Annotated in this window: 14 protein-coding genes; 6 read left to right on the top strand and 8 right to left on the bottom strand. The window is 55.1% G+C overall.

The window, feature by feature from the left end; genetic code table 11:
• Positions 1–358 precede the first annotated feature (358 nt).
• The gene (locus ACOTX7_RS03855) at positions 359–3,403 is read left to right on the top strand and encodes an autotransporter outer membrane beta-barrel domain-containing protein (protein ID WP_421626049.1); all 3,045 of its coding nucleotides are present in this window, start codon (positions 359–361) and stop codon (positions 3,401–3,403) included.
• Between the two features lie 49 nt (positions 3,404–3,452).
• Here the strand turns inward: ACOTX7_RS03855 and ACOTX7_RS03850 are convergent, their stop codons facing one another.
• The 5 genes from ACOTX7_RS03850 to ACOTX7_RS03830 form a co-directional block, all read right to left on the bottom strand.
• Positions 3,453–3,686, bottom strand: coding sequence for a YgdI/YgdR family lipoprotein (locus ACOTX7_RS03850; protein ID WP_003856439.1), 234 nt, complete (start codon positions 3,684–3,686; stop codon positions 3,453–3,455).
• Positions 3,687–3,868: 182 nt separating this feature from the next.
• Positions 3,869–7,093 (bottom strand): carbamoyl-phosphate synthase large subunit, encoded by a 3,225-nt coding sequence (gene carB, locus ACOTX7_RS03845; RefSeq protein ID WP_221256899.1) that lies wholly within the window; start codon positions 7,091–7,093, stop codon positions 3,869–3,871.
• A gap of 18 nt (positions 7,094–7,111) precedes the next feature.
• Positions 7,112–8,260 (bottom strand): glutamine-hydrolyzing carbamoyl-phosphate synthase small subunit, encoded by a 1,149-nt coding sequence (gene carA, locus ACOTX7_RS03840; RefSeq protein ID WP_045338409.1) that lies wholly within the window; start codon positions 8,258–8,260, stop codon positions 7,112–7,114.
• A 454-nt stretch (positions 8,261–8,714) separates the two neighbouring features.
• Positions 8,715–9,536, bottom strand: coding sequence for a 4-hydroxy-tetrahydrodipicolinate reductase (dapB, locus tag ACOTX7_RS03835; protein ID WP_221256898.1), 822 nt, complete (start codon positions 9,534–9,536; stop codon positions 8,715–8,717).
• A 132-nt stretch (positions 9,537–9,668) separates the two neighbouring features.
• On the bottom strand, positions 9,669–10,676 hold the full coding sequence (locus ACOTX7_RS03830; protein ID WP_032673657.1) for a LacI family DNA-binding transcriptional regulator: 1,008 nt from the start codon (positions 10,674–10,676) through the stop codon (positions 9,669–9,671).
• A 189-nt stretch (positions 10,677–10,865) separates the two neighbouring features.
• Between ACOTX7_RS03830 and ACOTX7_RS03825 the strand changes: the two genes are divergently transcribed.
• Genes ACOTX7_RS03825 through ACOTX7_RS03805 form a run of 5 tightly spaced genes read left to right on the top strand, consistent with a single transcriptional unit; the run spans position 10,866 to position 15,170 of the window.
• The gene (locus ACOTX7_RS03825; RefSeq protein ID WP_221256897.1) at positions 10,866–12,608 is read left to right on the top strand and encodes a class I mannose-6-phosphate isomerase; all 1,743 of its coding nucleotides are present in this window, start codon (positions 10,866–10,868) and stop codon (positions 12,606–12,608) included.
• A gap of 2 nt (positions 12,609–12,610) precedes the next feature.
• Positions 12,611–13,039 (top strand): PTS sugar transporter subunit IIA, encoded by a 429-nt coding sequence (locus ACOTX7_RS03820; RefSeq protein ID WP_006810156.1) that lies wholly within the window; start codon positions 12,611–12,613, stop codon positions 13,037–13,039.
• A 10-nt stretch (positions 13,040–13,049) separates the two neighbouring features.
• Positions 13,050–13,544, top strand: coding sequence for a PTS system mannose/fructose/N-acetylgalactosamine-transporter subunit IIB (locus ACOTX7_RS03815; RefSeq protein ID WP_006810157.1), 495 nt, complete (start codon positions 13,050–13,052; stop codon positions 13,542–13,544).
• A 10-nt stretch (positions 13,545–13,554) separates the two neighbouring features.
• On the top strand, positions 13,555–14,352 hold the full coding sequence (locus ACOTX7_RS03810; protein WP_006810158.1) for a PTS mannose/fructose/sorbose/N-acetylgalactosamine transporter subunit IIC: 798 nt from the start codon (positions 13,555–13,557) through the stop codon (positions 14,350–14,352).
• Complete coding sequence (locus ACOTX7_RS03805) at positions 14,352–15,170, top strand: PTS system mannose/fructose/sorbose family transporter subunit IID (protein ID WP_006810159.1); 819 nt, start codon at positions 14,352–14,354, stop codon at positions 15,168–15,170. The genes ACOTX7_RS03810 and ACOTX7_RS03805 overlap by 1 nt, the downstream gene beginning before the upstream one ends.
• Positions 15,171–15,196: 26 nt before the next feature.
• Here the strand turns inward: ACOTX7_RS03805 and ACOTX7_RS03800 are convergent, their stop codons facing one another.
• The 3 genes from ACOTX7_RS03800 to ispH all read right to left on the bottom strand — a co-directional run bounded on the left by ACOTX7_RS03800 (position 15,197) and on the right by ispH (position 17,622).
• Complete coding sequence (locus ACOTX7_RS03800) at positions 15,197–15,967, bottom strand: glucose-6-phosphate isomerase family protein (RefSeq protein WP_006810160.1); 771 nt, start codon at positions 15,965–15,967, stop codon at positions 15,197–15,199.
• Entirely contained in the window at positions 15,960–16,514 is a 555-nt protein-coding gene (locus tag ACOTX7_RS03795) for a glucose-6-phosphate isomerase family protein (RefSeq protein WP_221256896.1), read from the bottom strand. The genes ACOTX7_RS03800 and ACOTX7_RS03795 overlap by 8 nt, the downstream gene beginning before the upstream one ends.
• 157 nt (positions 16,515–16,671) lie before the next feature.
• Positions 16,672–17,622: a 4-hydroxy-3-methylbut-2-enyl diphosphate reductase gene (gene ispH, locus ACOTX7_RS03790; RefSeq protein WP_022647010.1), complete on the bottom strand. Its 951-nt coding sequence runs from the start codon at positions 17,620–17,622 to the stop codon at positions 16,672–16,674.

Below are 17,622 nucleotides of genomic sequence, written 5' to 3'. Positions count from 1 at the left end.
ACTTTTCTTGTAGCAATGAGTGTAGACAGTTACCACCCTGACTGAAAGGGGCTAACTAAGGCCGTCAGGTAAAACGCAAGTATTGGCAATCTTCTCAACCGTGCCCATGTTACCGCGGCTCAAGAAAGCGAGCGAGGTGTGTAATGAATTCATATTATAAAGCAGTCATACTCAAACATATTATTAACGGATACTTTTAGAATATCTTAAGTCATTATGTAATAAATTAACCTGTACATAACCCCTTGAAAAAATAATAATTTTATGCTCTTTTTTTGAGTTCACCTTTTTACGCGATCAATATACGTTTTCATACACGTTAACTTGATGTTCCTTTCTCACTCAAATGGATGTGTACATGAGCAATAAACGCTTTAATTTAAACAATACAACTAAAACTCTGGGAAAGATATTTCCTGCCTTGTTAATATGTACGCCAGTAGTTGCATTTTCTGCCACCATTGACCAATCAACATCTGTCCCTCAAAATTTCTCCACCGATACTGAATATGTTATAAATCAAGATGTCACGATATCTTCCGCAGATAGTGAAGCGGCAGTATCTGTCTCTGGATTTACTACCACCAACGCCACTAATAATGGCAATATTTCTGGCGCGGGAAATGGCCTGGATATTAATACTGGTGATCAGAGCATGGTAATTAATAATGGCATCGGTGCAACCATTTCCTCCACCACCGCAAATGCTGTTAATATTCAGTCAATGCTCGGTAATTTTACTAACAGTGGAAATATTATCGGCGCGGAAAATGGCATAGCTGTCAGCGAAAACTCTTCCGCAGTAACCATTATCAATACCAGCACTGGAATGATAAAAGGAAAAACGGGTCTAAGTACTCACGTTGGCATTGGCATTAATAACAGTGGCGCAATTATCGGTACAAATGGTGATGCTATTACGGCAACTCATGGCAACACCAAGCTTACTAACAGTGCCCTTGTGCAGGGAACCGAGAACGGTATCAATGTAAAAGATACTGCAAAATTGGATATCAAGAATAGCGGAACGATTAGTGGCGATACAGCCGCTATTATGTTTGCCAGTAATAAAAATAACGCCCTGGTGCTTGATACGGGTTCCGTCCTTGTCGGTGACGTTATTTCCACCAATTCCACGGGAAACAATCTCTCTCTGATCGGCACCGGCACAGAAGACAGTAACTTTGTTGGCCTGAATGAAGGCGACGGCTTTGCCAGCGTCACAATGAACGGCGAAAGCTGGGCGCTGTCGGGCGATCTCGACATTATTGGCTCTGGCGATTCCTTACTGGTAGAGACCGGCGCATTAACCCTTTCGGGTGCGGTATCCAACACCGGTAATACACGCGTTGCCAAAGATGCCTCTCTGCAACTGGGTGATGGCGAAAAAACCGCAACGCTCAGCGGTGGACTAACTAATAACGGTACCGTCATTTTTAATCAGGGCAGTGATTTCACGTTTGCCACCGATATGACCGGTAGCGGTAACGTCGAAAAAGTAGACGCCAACACCCTGACCCTGACGGGCAATAATAGCTATGCAGGGGATACCGTTCTGCACGGCGGCACCACGCTGGTCGCCAGCGGCGCGCAACTTGGTGTCGAGGGCAGTAACGCCACCGTTACCGTTGAAAACAGCGCGACCTTTGCCACCGCAGGTGAAGTGAACAACAACGTTGCTATTCTTACCGGCGGTACGCTGGCAGCGTGGAATGCGGTTCAGGGTAACGCAACGCTGCGCGGGGCCGGGGTGGATACCGTGAATGGCAACGTGACAAACGGCGGCACGCTGCTGCTCGCCGCGGCTGATAATAGCGTTGGCAATAATTTTACGATTAACGGCGACTACACCGGTTCTGCCGGCAGCCAGATTGTGATGAACAGCACCCTGGGTGAAGATAATGCGCCAACCGACCACCTCACCATTACCGGCAGCAGCTTTGGTCAGTCCGGCGTAAGCATCTCCAACATTGGCGGTGCAGGCGCTCAAACCATTAACGGAATGGAAATTGTAAACGTAGGTGGCAGTTCCGAAGCCCAGCTGACGCTGGCTGCACCTGTTGTTGCTGGCGCTTATGAATACAATCTTTATCAGCACGACGACGGCAACTGGTATCTGGAATCAAAGGCAATACCTTCTGATGAACCTACCGACGACACCGACGGCGATAACACTGACGGCGGTGCCAACACCGACAACGGCGGTAACACCGACAACGGCGGCAACACCGACAACGGCGGCAACACCGACAACGGCGGCAACACCGACAACGGCGGTAACACCGACAACGGCGGTAACACCGACAACGGCGGTAACACCGACAACGGCGGTAACACCGACGACGGCGGCAACACCGACAACGGCGGCAACACCGACAACGGCGGCAACACCGACAACGGCGGCAATACCGACAACGGCGGCAACACCGACAACGGCGGCAATACCGACAACGGTGGAAACAACGCGCCAGAAGTCATGGCACCAGAAGTCGGCGCTTACTTAGGTAACTACCTCGCAGCGCAGAGCATGTTCCTGCATAAGCGTGACGACCGTGACCAGATCACCTTCCGCAATGAAGAGGATCTGAACACCTGGATGTACGTTAAGGGTCGCTATCACGAGAACGATGCCGGTGGCGATAAAGTCAGCTATGACACCACCACCACCGTCCTGCAAGTCGGCAGTGATTTCATGAGCAAGCCAATGGACAACGGTATCCTGCGTGCCGGTGGTATGTTCGGTGCAGGCCAGGCGAAAACCCACTCTGATGCGAAGCACAACGTGCGTGATGCACAGGGTAAAGTGGATGGCTTCAATGTTGGGCTGTACGCCACCTGGCAGGAAGATCAGAAATTACGTCTTGGCAGCTACATTGATACCTGGGCCGCTTATAGCTGGTACAACAACAAAGTGACCAGCAACCGCAACGATGAAGACTACGATAGCGAAGGTTTCGCCGCGTCTGTTGAAGTCGGTCATGCGTGGGTTATCCAGTCTGAAAACGAACGTACCTGGAAGATCGAGCCACAGGCACAGGTGATCTACAGCTATCTCGATCAGGAGAACCACACCGATCGCGACGGCGTTCGTGTGACCACGCTGGATAATGACAGCGTCTTCGGACGTCTGGGCGTGAAATCCAGCTACTTCCAGCAGAAAGACGTCACGGCCTGGCAGCCGTATGTTGCGGTTAACTGGCTGAAAGGTGCAGGTCAAAACGATCTGGCCTTTAACGACGAGACCGTCAGCAACGACACGCCGGAAGATCGTGGTCAGTTAGAGCTGGGCGTCACCGGCAACCTGAACGAGACCACAACGATCTCCCTGCGCGCCAGCGGCGAATGGGGTGAGAACAGCTATGCCGCTTACGGCGGTCACATTTTGTTAAACCACCGCTGGTAATCTGACAGCATAACGCAAAAAAGCAGTGGCATTTGCCACTGCTTTTTTTTTAATTATCCAGCTCACCCATTGATTTAACCTGGTCACGGTTAATCTGCTCGGTTTGTCCGGTTTCGGCGTTTTTATAGGATACCAGACCGGTATCGTCATCCACCTGCGGTTTCCCGTCAGTCACGATGGTTTTGCCATCGGTGGTTTTTACGGCCTGATTAGACGAACAGCCCGCCACGGTGAACATTGCAGTGGCAGCCAGAACGGAAGCGATCAGTAGTTTATTTTGCATGGTGTTTTCCCCTGCTCTCAGTTGAATTTTCGTTATCGACCTGACTATTTTAGGCTAACTGACTGAAAGCGGATGAAAAACCAGAAGGTTCTTAAGATGGATAAAGAAAATCACAGGGCGGGTAAGCGAAGCGCCACCCGCCATTTGCCCGGCGGCGCTAACGCTTGCCGGGCCTGTGCAGATTACTTACTAATCTGAGCGTGCATTTCCTGCACCGAAATCACCTTCTCAGTGGCATCCGCATTCAGCGCCATGGCTGTCGCGAAACCGCCGTTCAGGGTGGTGTCGTAATGCACTTTGTACTGGAGCGCGCTGCGGCGAATCAGCTTGGAGTCTTCAATCGCCTGGCGACCTGCGGTGGTGTTAATGATGTAGGTGTACTCGCCATTCTTGATACGGTCCTGAATGTGCGGACGACCTTCATGCACTTTGTTCACCAGACGCGGATTAATGCCCGCTTCACCCAGCACAATCGCCGTACCGTGAGTGGCGTCCAGCTCGAAGCCCTGCTTCAGCAGCTTGGCGGCCAGGTCAACGACGCGCTCTTTATCGCCTTCGCGAACGGAGAGCAGCGCACGACCCGATTTCTTCATGGTGGAGTTACTGCCCAGCTGTGCTTTCGCAAACGCTTCTGCGAAGGTACGGCCCACGCCCATCACTTCCCCGGTAGAGCGCATCTCTGGCCCTAACAGCGGGTCAACGCCCGGGAATTTGTTGAACGGCAGCACCACCTCTTTCACCGAGTAGTACGGCGGGATGATTTCTTTGGTCACGCCCTGCTGAGCCAGCGTCTGGCCTGCCATCACGCGCGCCGCCACTTTCGCCAGCGGAATACCGGTCGCTTTTGAGACGAACGGTACGGTACGCGCTGCACGCGGGTTGACTTCAATCAGATAGACTTCGTTGTCTTTTACCGCGAACTGAACGTTCATCAGGCCACGAACCTGCAACTCAAAGGCCAGCTTCTGCACCTGCTGGCGCATCACGTCCTGAATCTCCTGGCTCAGGGTGTACGCTGGCAGAGAACAGGCGGAGTCACCGGAGTGCACGCCCGCCTGCTCGATGTGCTCCATGATGCCGCCAATCAGCACCATTTCGCCGTCGCAGATGGCGTCCACGTCCACTTCAACCGCGTCGTCGAGGAAGCGGTCGAGCAGCACTGGCGCATCGTTGGAAACGCTCACCGCTGTCTGGAAGTAGCGACGCAGGTCGGCTTCGTCGTAGACGATTTCCATCGCGCGGCCACCCAGGACGTAAGATGGACGCACCACCAGCGGGTAGCCAATCTCTTTCGCTTTCTCTACGGCCATTTCAATCGCGGTCACGGTGGCGTTCGCTGGCTGTTTCAGCTTGAGACGGTCAACCGCCTGCTGGAAACGCTCGCGGTCTTCCGCACGGTCAATCGCATCCGGGCTGGTGCCGATGACCGGCACGCCTGCGGCTTCCAGCGCGCGCGCCAGCTTCAGCGGAGTCTGGCCGCCGTACTGCACGATCACGCCTTTTGGCTTCTCGATGCGCACTATTTCCAGCACGTCTTCCAGGGTAACCGGCTCGAAGTAGAGGCGGTCGGAGGTGTCGTAGTCGGTAGAAACCGTTTCCGGGTTACAGTTGACCATGATAGTCTCGTAACCGTCTTCGCGCAGCGCCAGCGAGGCGTGTACGCAGCAGTAGTCGAACTCGATGCCCTGGCCGATACGGTTTGGACCACCGCCCAGCACCATAATCATGTCGCGGTCGACGGACGGGTTCGCTTCGCACTCGTCTTCATAGGTGGAGTACATGTACGCGGTGTCGGTAGAAAACTCTGCCGCACAGGTGTCGACGCGCTTGTAAACCGGGTGCAGGTCATACTGGTCGCGCAGCTTGCGGATTTCCGCTTCGCGCACGCCCGCCAGCTTAGCCAGACGCGCATCGGCAAAGCCTTTACGCTTCAGCATGCGCAGGAAGTCTGCGTCCAGGCCGTTGATGCCCAGCTCCGCCACTTTCTCTTCCAGGCGCACCAGTTCTTCAATTTGCACCAGGAACCAGCGGTCGATGTTAGTCAGATTAAATACGCCATCGACGGACAGGCCCGCGCGGAAGGCATCGGCGATGTACCAGATACGCTCTGCGCCCGCGTCTTTCAGCTCGCGGCGGATTTTGGTCAGTGCTTCCGGGTCGTCCAGGCTCACTTTCGGGTCAAACCCGGTCGCGCCCACTTCCAGGCCGCGCAGCGCTTTTTGCAGGGATTCCTGCTGCGTGCGGCCAATCGCCATGACTTCACCAACAGATTTCATCTGGGTCGTCAGGCGGTCGTTGGCGCCAGCGAATTTTTCGAAGTTGAAGCGTGGAATTTTGGTCACAACGTAGTCGATGGACGGTTCGAAGGACGCTGGCGTGCGGCCACCGGTGATGTCGTTCATCAGCTCGTCAAGGGTGTAACCCACCGCCAGTTTCGCCGCCACTTTCGCAATCGGGAAGCCGGTGGCTTTGGAGGCCAGCGCGGAGGAGCGGGACACGCGCGGGTTCATTTCGATAACAATCAGACGACCGGTTTTCGGGTTCACCGAGAACTGCACGTTAGAGCCGCCGGTTTCCACGCCGATTTCACGCAGTACCGCCATCGAGGCGTTACGCATGATTTGATACTCTTTGTCGGTCAGCGTCTGAGCTGGCGCAACGGTGATGGAGTCGCCGGTGTGGATCCCCATCGCATCGAAGTTTTCGATAGAGCAGACGATGATGCAGTTGTCGTTCTTATCACGCACCACTTCCATCTCGTACTCTTTCCAGCCAATCAGCGATTCATCAATCAGCAGCTCTTTGGTTGGGGAGAGATCCAGGCCACGCTCGCAAATTTCTTCAAACTCTTCGCGGTTGTAAGCGATGCCGCCGCCGGTGCCGCCCATGGTGAAGGAAGGACGGATGATGCACGGATAGCCCACGTCAGCCGCGACGGCCAGCGCTTCTTCCATATTGTGCGCAATACCGGAACGTGCGGTATCAAGGCCGATTTTTTTCATTGCCACGTCGAAGCGACGACGGTCCTCTGCTTTATCAATCGCGTCGGCGGTGGCACCAATCATGGTCACGCCGAACTCTTCCAGCACGCCCTGACGCTCCAGCTCCAGCGCACAGTTCAGCGCCGTCTGGCCGCCCATGGTCGGCAGGACCGCGTCCGGGCGCTCTTTCTCGATAATTTTGCGTACCACTTCCCAGTGAATCGGCTCGATGTAGGTCGCATCAGCCATTTCCGGGTCGGTCATGATGGTTGCCGGGTTTGAGTTGACCAGGATGACGCGGTAACCCTCTTCACGCAGGGCTTTACATGCCTGCGCGCCGGAATAGTCAAATTCACAGGCCTGGCCGATGACAATCGGGCCAGCGCCAAGGATCAGGATGCTTTTTATGTCTGTACGTTTTGGCATGGTTTTCTCAGCTCCTGATTATTTAGCGGTCTTACGGTATTGCTCGATAAGTTCGATGAAGTGATCGAACAGCGGCGCGGCATCATGTGGGCCAGGGCTGGCTTCAGGGTGGCCCTGGAAGCTGAACGCAGGCTTATCGGTGCGATGGATACCCTGCAAGGTGCCATCGAACAGTGATTTGTGCGTCACGCGCAGGTTAGCTGGCATTGTCGCTTCATCCACAGCGAAACCGTGGTTCTGCGCGGTGATCATCACCGTGTTGTTATCGATGTCTTTCACCGGGTGGTTACCACCGTGGTGGCCGAACTTCATCTTGACGGTGTTCGCCCCGCTCGCCAGCGCCAGCAGCTGATGGCCGAGACAGATACCGAATACCGGGATATCGGTTTCGAGGAAGGACTTGATGGCGTCGATAGCGTAATCGCACGGCGCCGGGTCGCCCGGACCGTTAGAAAGGAAGATACCGTCTGGATTCATTTTCAGAACATCTTCCGCAGACGTTTGTGCCGGAACAACCGTCAGGCGGCAGCCGCGGTCAACCAGCATACGCAGGATGTTGCGTTTGGCGCCAAAATCGTAGGCCACCACGTGGAATGGCAGCTCGCTCTCTGGTTTCGCTTCCGGCAGGTCGCCTTCCAGCGTCCAGCTTCCCTGCGTCCAGCTGTAGGCTTCGGCGGTGGTCACTTCCTTCGCCAGGTCCATACCGTTCAGGCCCGGGAAGGCTTTCGCTTTTTCCAGCGCCAGCGTTGCATCAAGGTTATCCCCTGCGATGATGCAGCCGTTTTGTGCCCCTTTCTCGCGCAGCAGACGCGTCAGCTTACGCGTATCGATATCGGCAATCGCCACAATGTTATGGCGCTTCAGGTAAGAAGAGAGGTCTTCGGTGTTGCGGAAGTTGCTGGCAATCAGCGGCAGGTCGCGAATGACCAGGCCTTGCGCATGTACCTGAGAGGATTCTTCGTCAGCCGCATTGGTGCCGACATTGCCGATATGAGGATAAGTAAGAGTAACGATTTGGCGAGAATAGGAAGGATCAGTGAGGATTTCTTGATAACCGGTCATTGAAGTATTGAAAACGACTTCCCCAACCGCCGAACCCGTTGCCCCTATGGCCCGACCGATAAACTGGGTTCCGTCTTCCAGAACCAATAGCGCTGACTTAATCAAAACACCCTCCAGAGAATATTCACTCACTTTATTTGCATATTAATTCATAACCATGTCATGGATCAATGCAAATGTGTTGCCAGCGGATTTTTGGCAAACGGCGGCATTCTGGGGATTTGCCCGGTAAAAGTCAACTTAAAACGGATATTTTGTTTATTCTTTTGCAAGCCTGGCGGCTGGATTTCGAATTAAGCGGCAAAAAGATCATCTAAATCACCGTTGAAACCGCTTGCGTGCGCAGTTTAATAGAAATGAACGTCGAACGGGAATAAAAAGTGGACCAAACGGTCAAAATTTACAATTCAGCAACACAAAACGGAAGGAATAATGTCATTTTTAAGTACTTTAAGGCGATAAGTATTGCTAACGGATAAAATAAAAGGGCAATAAAATATTGCCCTATGCAATCAAGTGTTTACGACTGCAATAACCACATCACGATGGGTAATAACACTTACAAATCGTTGAGATTCAGGACATCTCGCATATCAAAAAGACCGTTAGACTTACCTTTTAGCCACAGAGCGGAGCGTACCGCTCCGTTTGCAAACGTCATGCGGCTGGATGCTTTATGCGTGATTTCGACTCTTTCGCCAATATCAGCGAACATGGCGGTATGTTCGCCGACGATATCTCCCGCGCGAACCGTAGCAAACCCAATGGTGCCAGGAACACGCTCGCCAGTGTGACCTTCGCGAGAATAGACCGCGATGTCTTTCAAATCTTTATCCATTGCATATGCAATCGCTTCGCCCATCGCCAGCGCCGTGCCTGACGGCGCATCGACTTTGTGGCGATGATGTGCTTCGACAATTTCAATGTCGGTATAGTCGCCCATCACCTTCGCCGCCTTCTCCAGCAGTTTCAGCATGACGTTAACGCCCACGCTAAAGTTTGCCGCAAAGACAATCGCAATCTCCGTGGACGCATCCTGAATGGCTTGCTTACCGGCCTCGTCAAAACCAGTGGTGCCAATTACCATCCCTTTACCGTACTGACGGCAAAACGCCAGGTGAGCCAGCGTACCTTCAGGCCGGGTAAAATCGATGAACACGTCAAAGTCGTCTTTCACGGCCTCAAGGCTGCTCTGCACGGTAACGCCCGTCTGACCTGCGCCCGCCAACTCGCCTGCATCGGCTCCCAAAAGCGATGAACCATCACGCTCCAGCGCCGCGCCAAGCGCTACGCCATCCATCTGTAGTGCCGCCTGAATCAGCTGACGGCCCATACGTCCACCCGCGCCCGCAATAGCGACGCGGATCTGTGCATCATGCATAGTTATTCTCTTACGTTAAAATGATGTAAATCGTTTTCAGATTAACCAGCCTTCGCTGAGGCCGCCACAGAAAACGCCGATAATTAGAAATTAATGATAAACAGGGAGAGATATCAGTGAAAGACATGATCGTCAGCGAAAACCGCATGATTCCCGCACGACCAGCGCAGGCGGCAGGATGATACGTTTGGCGGGTTCATCATTGCCCTGTATCCGGCTGTACAGTAACTCCCCCGCCTTACGACCAATCTCTTTCGCCGCCACTGATACGGTGGTCAATGCGGGCTGCACCAGAGCCGCTTCGGTAATATCATCAAAACCGACCAGCGCAAAATCGCGTCCCGGCTCACGGCCCATCTTGCGTAAGCTTTGCATCACTCCCAGCGCCACGACATCCTGATAGCAAATCGCCGCGCTGATGTGTGGATGCTCAAGGAGTAACGCCTCCGCCACGCGCGCACCGTCGCTTTGGCTGGCGTGTGAGGTTCTGATCCAGGCAGGATTCGGCGTCACGCCGTACTCAAGCAGCTTGCTGGTAAAGCCGCCAATACGCTGTGCCCGGGAGCCCGAATTCTGGCTCCCCCCGATGAACGCAATGTGCCGATGGCCCATTCTGAGCAGATGCTCCGTCGCCATCTGCGTGCCTAAGAAGTTATCCGTTCCGACAAAATCAAAATCTGGATCGTTCAGCGGGCGCACAACCATGATCGCCGGAATATTGCGCCGCTTCAGCCCCTCAAAAAAGGCCTGGGGCGTTTCCCGGGCCGCGCACAGCACCATACCACTAACGTTATTCCGCATCAGTGAATCAACAAATTTTTGCTGTCGCTCTGCCGATTCCTCGCTGTTCGCCAGAAAAAGCAGCAGCTCATGGCGCTCCATTTCATGACTTAGCCCTGCCGTCATCTCGCTGTAAAAAGGGTTGGTAATATCGTGCAAAAGCAGCCCGACCTGGTTACTGCGGCGGTTACGTAAATTGGCTGCCGTCTGGTTATAGACATAGCCGGATTCATCCAGCGCCTTCAGCACACGTTCGCGCGTGCTTTGCGAGATACGGCCTTTGTTGCAGAGCACCATCGAGACCGTCGCCGTTGACACGCCGGCGCGTTTCGCGACATCGGCCAGTGTAATTCCCGTCATGTTGTCTCCTTTCATCATCTCTACAGGTTAATCGAATAACCTGTTTTTTTGCATTTTTCCCTGTGAGACTCTTCACATTACCGCTGAGGATCTGGATGCGATTCGCATTTATGGCGGGTTAATCGCGTTAACCACTCTTCTCAAACACGGTTAATCGAATAACCTTAAATAACGATTACGGAGGATACAATGACAACCTACGACAAATTTCCCACGGTAGCGATAAAGGGATATGACGACAGCGCCTGGCAAGGCTGGGAGGCGATTACCCGCGTCCTTGAGGCAAAAACCCAACAGCGCAGCCGTACGGTGCTGGTGATGGATTGCTATCCGGGCGTGCGCATGACTGAGCTTGAAGAGAACGTGCTGCCGCGGCTACGTCCGACGCTGGCGATCAATGCCGAACAGGCGCGACGGGATGAAGGTGCCATCCATGAGATGCTGGCGCGCAACCTCACGGACGATCGCGTTTTTGGCGTACTCTCCTGCCACCAGCCTGGTGAGTTTTTCGATGCTGCGCGTCTGAAGACCTTACAGGAGCAGGTGAACCAGTGTACCGAGGGGCTGATTGTGATTTACGGACCCGGTGCGACGCTTGTCCATCCGGGTGATGTACTGGTGTATGCCGATCTGCCGCGCTGGGAGATCCAGCAGCGTATGCGCAGCGGCGAGATGGGAAACTGGGGCGCAGAGAATCAGCAGGAAGATATGCTTCGTCGCTACAAGCGCGCCTTTTTTATCGAGTGGCGCGTCTTCGACCGCCACAAAACGCCGCTGCTCAGGCGCACCGATTTTTTACTGGATACAACCCAGGCGAACCAGCCTGCGATGGTCAGCGGCGAGGCCTTGCGAGCCGGGCTGAAGCAAATTACCACTCAGCCTTTCCGCGTGGCGCCCTTCTTCGATCCCGGCGTCTGGGGCGGCCAGTGGATGAAACAGCAATTCGATCTCGATCCCTCTGCACCCAATTACGCATGGTGTTTTGACTGCGTGCCCGAGGAGAACAGCCTGTTACTGCGTTTTGGCGCAGTGCGGATCGAGATCCCCTCTCTGGATCTGGTTCTGCTTGAGCCTCGTGCTCTGCTGGGCGAGAAAGTTCACGCACGTTTCGGCGCAGAGTTCCCGATCCGCTTTGACTTCCTCGACACCATGGGTGGCCAGAATCTGAGCCTCCAGGTCCACCCCATTACTGAGTACATCCAGCAGCAGTTTGGGATGCACTATACCCAGGATGAGAGTTATTACATTCTGGAAGCCGAGCCGGGTGCCGTCGTCTATCTGGGGACCAAAACCGGTACCGACCCTGAGGCCATGATGGACGATCTCAGGCGCGCGGGTCGCGGTGAAAAACCGTTTAATGACGACCACTTCGTTAATCAGATCCCGGCGAAAAAGCACGACCATTTCCTGATCCCGGCAGGGACGGTGCACTGCTCCGGCGCGGGAACCATGGTGCTGGAGATCAGCGCTACGCCGTATATCTTCACTTTCAAACTGTGGGACTGGGGTCGCCTGGGCCTGGACGGGCTCCCGCGCCCGGTACACCTGGAACACGGTGAAAAGGTAATCGACTGGGAGCGCGACACGCAGTGGGTACATCAGCATCTGGTGAATCAGTTCGAACCTGTCGCGGAAGGAAACGGCTGGCGCGAAGAGCGTACTGGCCTGCACGAGCGTGAATTTATCGAAACCCGCCGCCACTGGTTTAGCGAACCCGTTGTGCATCACACCGGCGGCGGCGTAAATGTACTGAATCTGGTAGAGGGCGACGAAGCAATTGTCGACAGCCCAACCGGTGCATTTGAGCCGTTTACCGTTCATTACGCCGAAACCTTCATCATTCCGGCAAGCGTAGGTGAGTATCGCATTTCACCGTCCTCCCGTGCTTGCGGACAACCGCTTGCGACCATCAAAGCCTGGGTAAGGAGCTAACGATGATTCATTTTATTGTCGCTACTCACGGCCCATTAGCCACCGCGCTACTGGAGAGTGGCCGGATGGTGTACGGCGACCTTCCCAACGTACACGCCGTTTGCCTGACTGAACAGGCGGGAATAGAGGGCTTCCGGCAGGATTTCAGCGCCACGCTGAAAGCGGCAAGCGCCAACGCCGAAGGTGTGCTGGTGTTATGCGACATGCAAAGCGGCACGCCGTGGAACGTGGCCTGTGAAGCCGCGTTTACCCCTCTCACGCAGCCGCCGGTCGCCGTGGTGGCTGGCGTTAACTTCCCGATGCTGCTGCAAACCGACGAGGTGATGATGGCACGCGACGTTCATCATGCTGCCGCACAGCTTATCGAACTCACACTGCCGACGCTGGTACAGGCGAAACCGGCGGATACTGCACAGACAGACGATTTTTAAGGAGCCGCATATGAGTATTTCTTTTGTACGCATTGACGACCGCGTGATCCACGGGCAGCTCATTACGCGCTGGGCCAGGGAGCTGCCCTGCGACGGCATCGTTGCCATTGACGATGCCGTCGCGGCCGATCCGCTGTTATCGTCGGTCATGAAAGGGGCCGTATCAGACACCAAAGTGTGGCTGTTCGATACGGCAACCGCGATCGAAAAACTGCCAAAAGTGATTGCCAGCGAGAAACGCTATTTCGTGATTGGTAAATCACCACTCACGCTACAGCGCATTGAGCAGGCAGGCATTAGCCTGAAAAACAGCAACGGGAAAATTAACGTGGGGCCAATGAGCGCCCGGGCTAACACGATCACCATCGGCCCGAACCAATCGGTAACGCCAGATGAAGCGGCGGCGTTCGAATGGCTGACCGGACAGGGGCATGCGATTGAATTCCGCCTGGTTCCCGATGCCAGTTTTTATACCTGGCAGGATGCCAGACAAAAGCTGAAATAAGGAGCAGATCATGATTATCGAAGCGGCTTTAATTGGCCTGCTGTGTTATCTGGGCGCACTCAGTAGTCCGTGGCTTTTAGGGCTAACGGGCGGCTGGTATCTCATCTCCCGACCGCTCATTTCCGGGATGCTGGTTGGCCTGATCCTGGGCGATATCAAAACCGGGATCATGATTGGCGTAGCGGTACAGGCGGTGTATATCGCAATGGTGACGCCCGGCGGCTCAATGCCAGCAGATTTGAACTTTGTGGCATATCCGGCCATTGCGCTGGGGATACTTTCCGGCAAAGGACCAGAGGTTGCCGTCGCGCTGGCGGCGACTATCGGGATCGCCGGAACCATTCTCTTCAATGCGATGATGGTGCTGAACTCCTTCTGGAACCATCGTGCGGATGTGGCGCTGGAGAACGGCGACGAGCGCGGGATCTACCTCAACAGCGCCATCTGGCCGCAGGCGATGAACTTTGTGCTGCGCTTTGTGCCTACCTTTATCGCCGTCTTTTTCGGCGCACAGTACATAAGCGGGTTTATGGACAGCCTGCCGCACATCGTCCTCTCCACCATGAATGTGCTGGGCGGCATTTTGCCCGCCGTTGGTATTGCCATCCTGCTTAAGCAGATCATCAAAAGCTATAGCATGCTCATCTACTTCCTGGTGGGCTTCGTCTGTATCGTCTTTCTGAAACTCAATATGGTCGCGCTGGTGATCGTGGGCGCCCTGCTGGCACTGATTCATTACAACTATAAACCCGAGGCACCGCAGGCCGTGGCTTCAGCACCTGTCCCTGACGACGAGGATGAATTCTGATGGAAGAACGTAAACTCACCCGCAAGGATCTGCGCCGCTGCTGGCGAGCGTGGATGATGCACAACCTCTCCTCAATGAGCTTTGAACGCCTTGAATCCTTCGGCTTTTGCCTCAGCATGCTACCGGTCGCAAAAAAGCTCTATCCCGACGCGGCACAACGTACCGAGATGCTGCGCCGTCACGCGTCGTTCTACAACACGGAGCCACAGATTGGCGCGATCGTTAACGGTATGGCGCTGGGGCTGGAAGAGAAAAAAGCCAACGGCGAGCCGATTGATGGTGAAACCATAAATACCCTGAAGGTAGGCCTGATGGGGCCAATTGCCGGGATCGGCGATTCGATGATCCCCGGCATGCTGATCCCGATCCTGCTCAGCATCGGGATGGCGCTGGCGGCAGGCGGAAATATCCTCGGTCCACTGTTTTATACCGTTGCCTGGCTGGCCATCATTATCCCTGGCTCCTGGTTCCTGTTTCTGAAAGGCTACCAGATGGGTTCCGGCTCCGTGGAGATGCTGGTGAGCAGCAAATCCACCCGGCTACGGGAAGCACTCTCGCTACTGGGCGTATTTGTCATGGGCGGCGTGGCAGCCAGCTACGTTAAGCTCGGCACCGGGCTGGAATTTATCACCCGGGATGGGGTTAACATTCACCTTCAGCAGATGCTGGACGGTATTTTCCCACAGTTGCTTCCGCTGGCGGTGGTCCTGGGGACCTGGTATCTGATGGCAAAACGCGGCGTGTCGCCGGTGAAAGCCATGGCGTTACTGCTTATACTGGCAGCGCTTGGCGTGGCATCAGGTTTGTTTGCAGGATAAGAAAACCGGGGCAACGCCCCGGCTTTTTATGGATGGAAGTTATTCCACAGCTCTGCCGCTTTATCGGGACGCGAAATAAACTGGAACCGCGCGGGCTCATCAATAAACTGCTGATAAACAGGCGCATCAGTAATACCGAACTCCAGATAACTGCGCGGTGTAACCATCTGCAAACGCCCTGGTCTGTAATGACTGTTGTGCTGCCAGACAATATGATCCCCCTGAACTAAGGGATACCAGGCCAGACCTTTTCGCGCACGAACGGCCTCATACTCAAAGCCATATTCCCGATCGCACCACGCGCCAAAGGTCAGCGGCTCATTGGGCGAGGCCGAAATCGTCGCATGACCCCAACCAGGAGGGACCAGTACCTTTTCACCTGGCCCCGCGAGCACCGCAAAACAGCGTCCCGGATCGTCGTCCACATATTCCTGCATGTAGATAATCGCTTTACCCTGCCAGATTTCATACAGTTCAGGCGGCGACCATCCGCTGTGCTGGCTAATGCGGTGAACATGTCCCTGGCTGCGGACCGGCTCATCGCCAAGCGTGCCCGCCGCGTAGGTGACCACACCAAAAAGCAGCATGCGTTTTTCGAGTTCCTGCCTGTCCGCCAGACGCGCCACGTCCATCGCGATGGCATACACCTGTTCAGGCCCTTCGCAGTCCGGATTGCGCAGCGACGGGCGGATCTGATCCAGCGTTCTGATCTCCGGCATCGGCCCGGTAACGTCCTCTCCGTAGCAAAAACCGAGCGGCTGACGGGTGATGGTCATATCAAGGCCATAGTTAGCCATGGCGCACCTCGTAACCTTTCCCGGAGGCAAAGATCCGCACGGTGAAGCCCTCTGCCAGCGCCGCATAGTCGTGTCCCGCAATACTCGGCCAGACGGCAAGGGAGGACAGCGTCTCGTTGCCAGTGTTAATCAAGCGATGTGCGGTAAAAGGCGGAATAATATGCACGGAGCCTGCCGTCACCTGCTCAAGCCGCGCGTCGCCCGCCTCCGTTTGCAGCAGCAGCAAGCCAACTCCGCGCAGGCCAAAATAGACCTCGCCCTGTTCGCGGCGCTGGTGAAAATGGCCGCGCGTCATAAAGAACTCACCGCCAATCTTCCCTGCATACAGGTGTGTTACCCCAACGAAAAGTGCCCCTTCCCCCACGGGGGAGTCCAGGACGTCTACGTCATACACGCTTTTTTGAGGATCGCCGCACGTCCACGCCTCGCCGTCCGCGAAGATATCGGGAAGATCCGTAAGACGAGTCGTTTTGCGGGTAAGAGGCCCGCCAGCTAGCGCGCCGGTTGCCCACGCCACCTGAGGTGGCAGAAAGATGTCTGAAGTCATATTGGTCTCCGGCCCAAGGAGAACAGCAGTATCATCATGACAGATTAAACGATTAACCCGCTCGTAAAATGCGTTACTATTGATGGTGAATCACAGTTAACCAGAAACAAAAATGCCGGAAGCTTTCACCACCGGCATTTTTAAGGCTGAAAGGAGGTTACTCCACTTCGCGGGCGTCGATCCGCAGCTCTTTCGGCACTTCAAAGACAATGTTCTCTTCACGGCCTTCCAGCGGCACCGCTTCGCCACCGCCCAGCTCTTGCAAGCGGGCAATGACGTTCTGCACCAGAATATCCGGCGCAGACGCGCCAGCAGTCACACCGACGCAGGCCGCGTTTTTCACCCACGCTTCCTGAATGTCCGTTGCATCGTCGATCAGGAACGCCGCTTTCCCCATACGCTGCGCCAGTTCGGCCAGACGGTTGGAGTTAGAGGAGTTTTTCGAGCCGACCACTAGCACCACGTCCGCCTGCTCCGCCAGCGCACGCACCGCTTCCTGACGGTTGGTGGTTGCGTAGCAAATATCATCTTTACGCGGCCCGACGATTTTCGGGAAGCGCTGACGCAGGGCGTCAATCACGTCAGAGGTGTCGTCTACGGAGAGCGTTGTCTGGGTCATAAACGACAGACGCGCTTCGTTTTTCACGTTCAGCGTAAAGACGTCTTCCGGCGACTCAACCAGATACATGCCCCCTTCCGGGTTGCTGTACTGGCCCATGGTGCCTTCGACTTCCGGATGACCGGCATGGCCAATCAGAATCGACTCTTCACCACGACGGCTGGCGCGCGCCACTTCCATATGCACCTTGGTCACTAAAGGACAGGTGGCATCGAATACGGTCAGATCGCGGCTTTTGGCTTCGTTACGCACCGCCTGCGAGACGCCGTGGGCAGAGAAGATCAGGATTGCACCGTCCGGCACTTCGCTGATCTGCTCGATGAAAATCGCCCCGCGCTCGCGCAGGCTGTCCACCACGTAGCGGTTGTGCACCACTTCGTGACGCACGTAAATCGGCGCGCCGTAAATCTCCAGCGCGTTTTCAACAATGCTGATAGCGCGGTCTACACCGGCGCAGAAACCGCGCGGGTTAGCCAACAGGATCTGCAT

It is taken from the genome of Enterobacter cloacae complex sp. IR5418 (assembly GCF_049238105.1).
In the GTDB taxonomy this organism is placed as follows: Bacteria; Pseudomonadota; Gammaproteobacteria; order Enterobacterales; family Enterobacteriaceae; genus Enterobacter; species Enterobacter hormaechei.
Note: the sequence above shows the minus strand (reverse complement) of the source record. Positions and strands in the feature narration are given on the sequence as shown.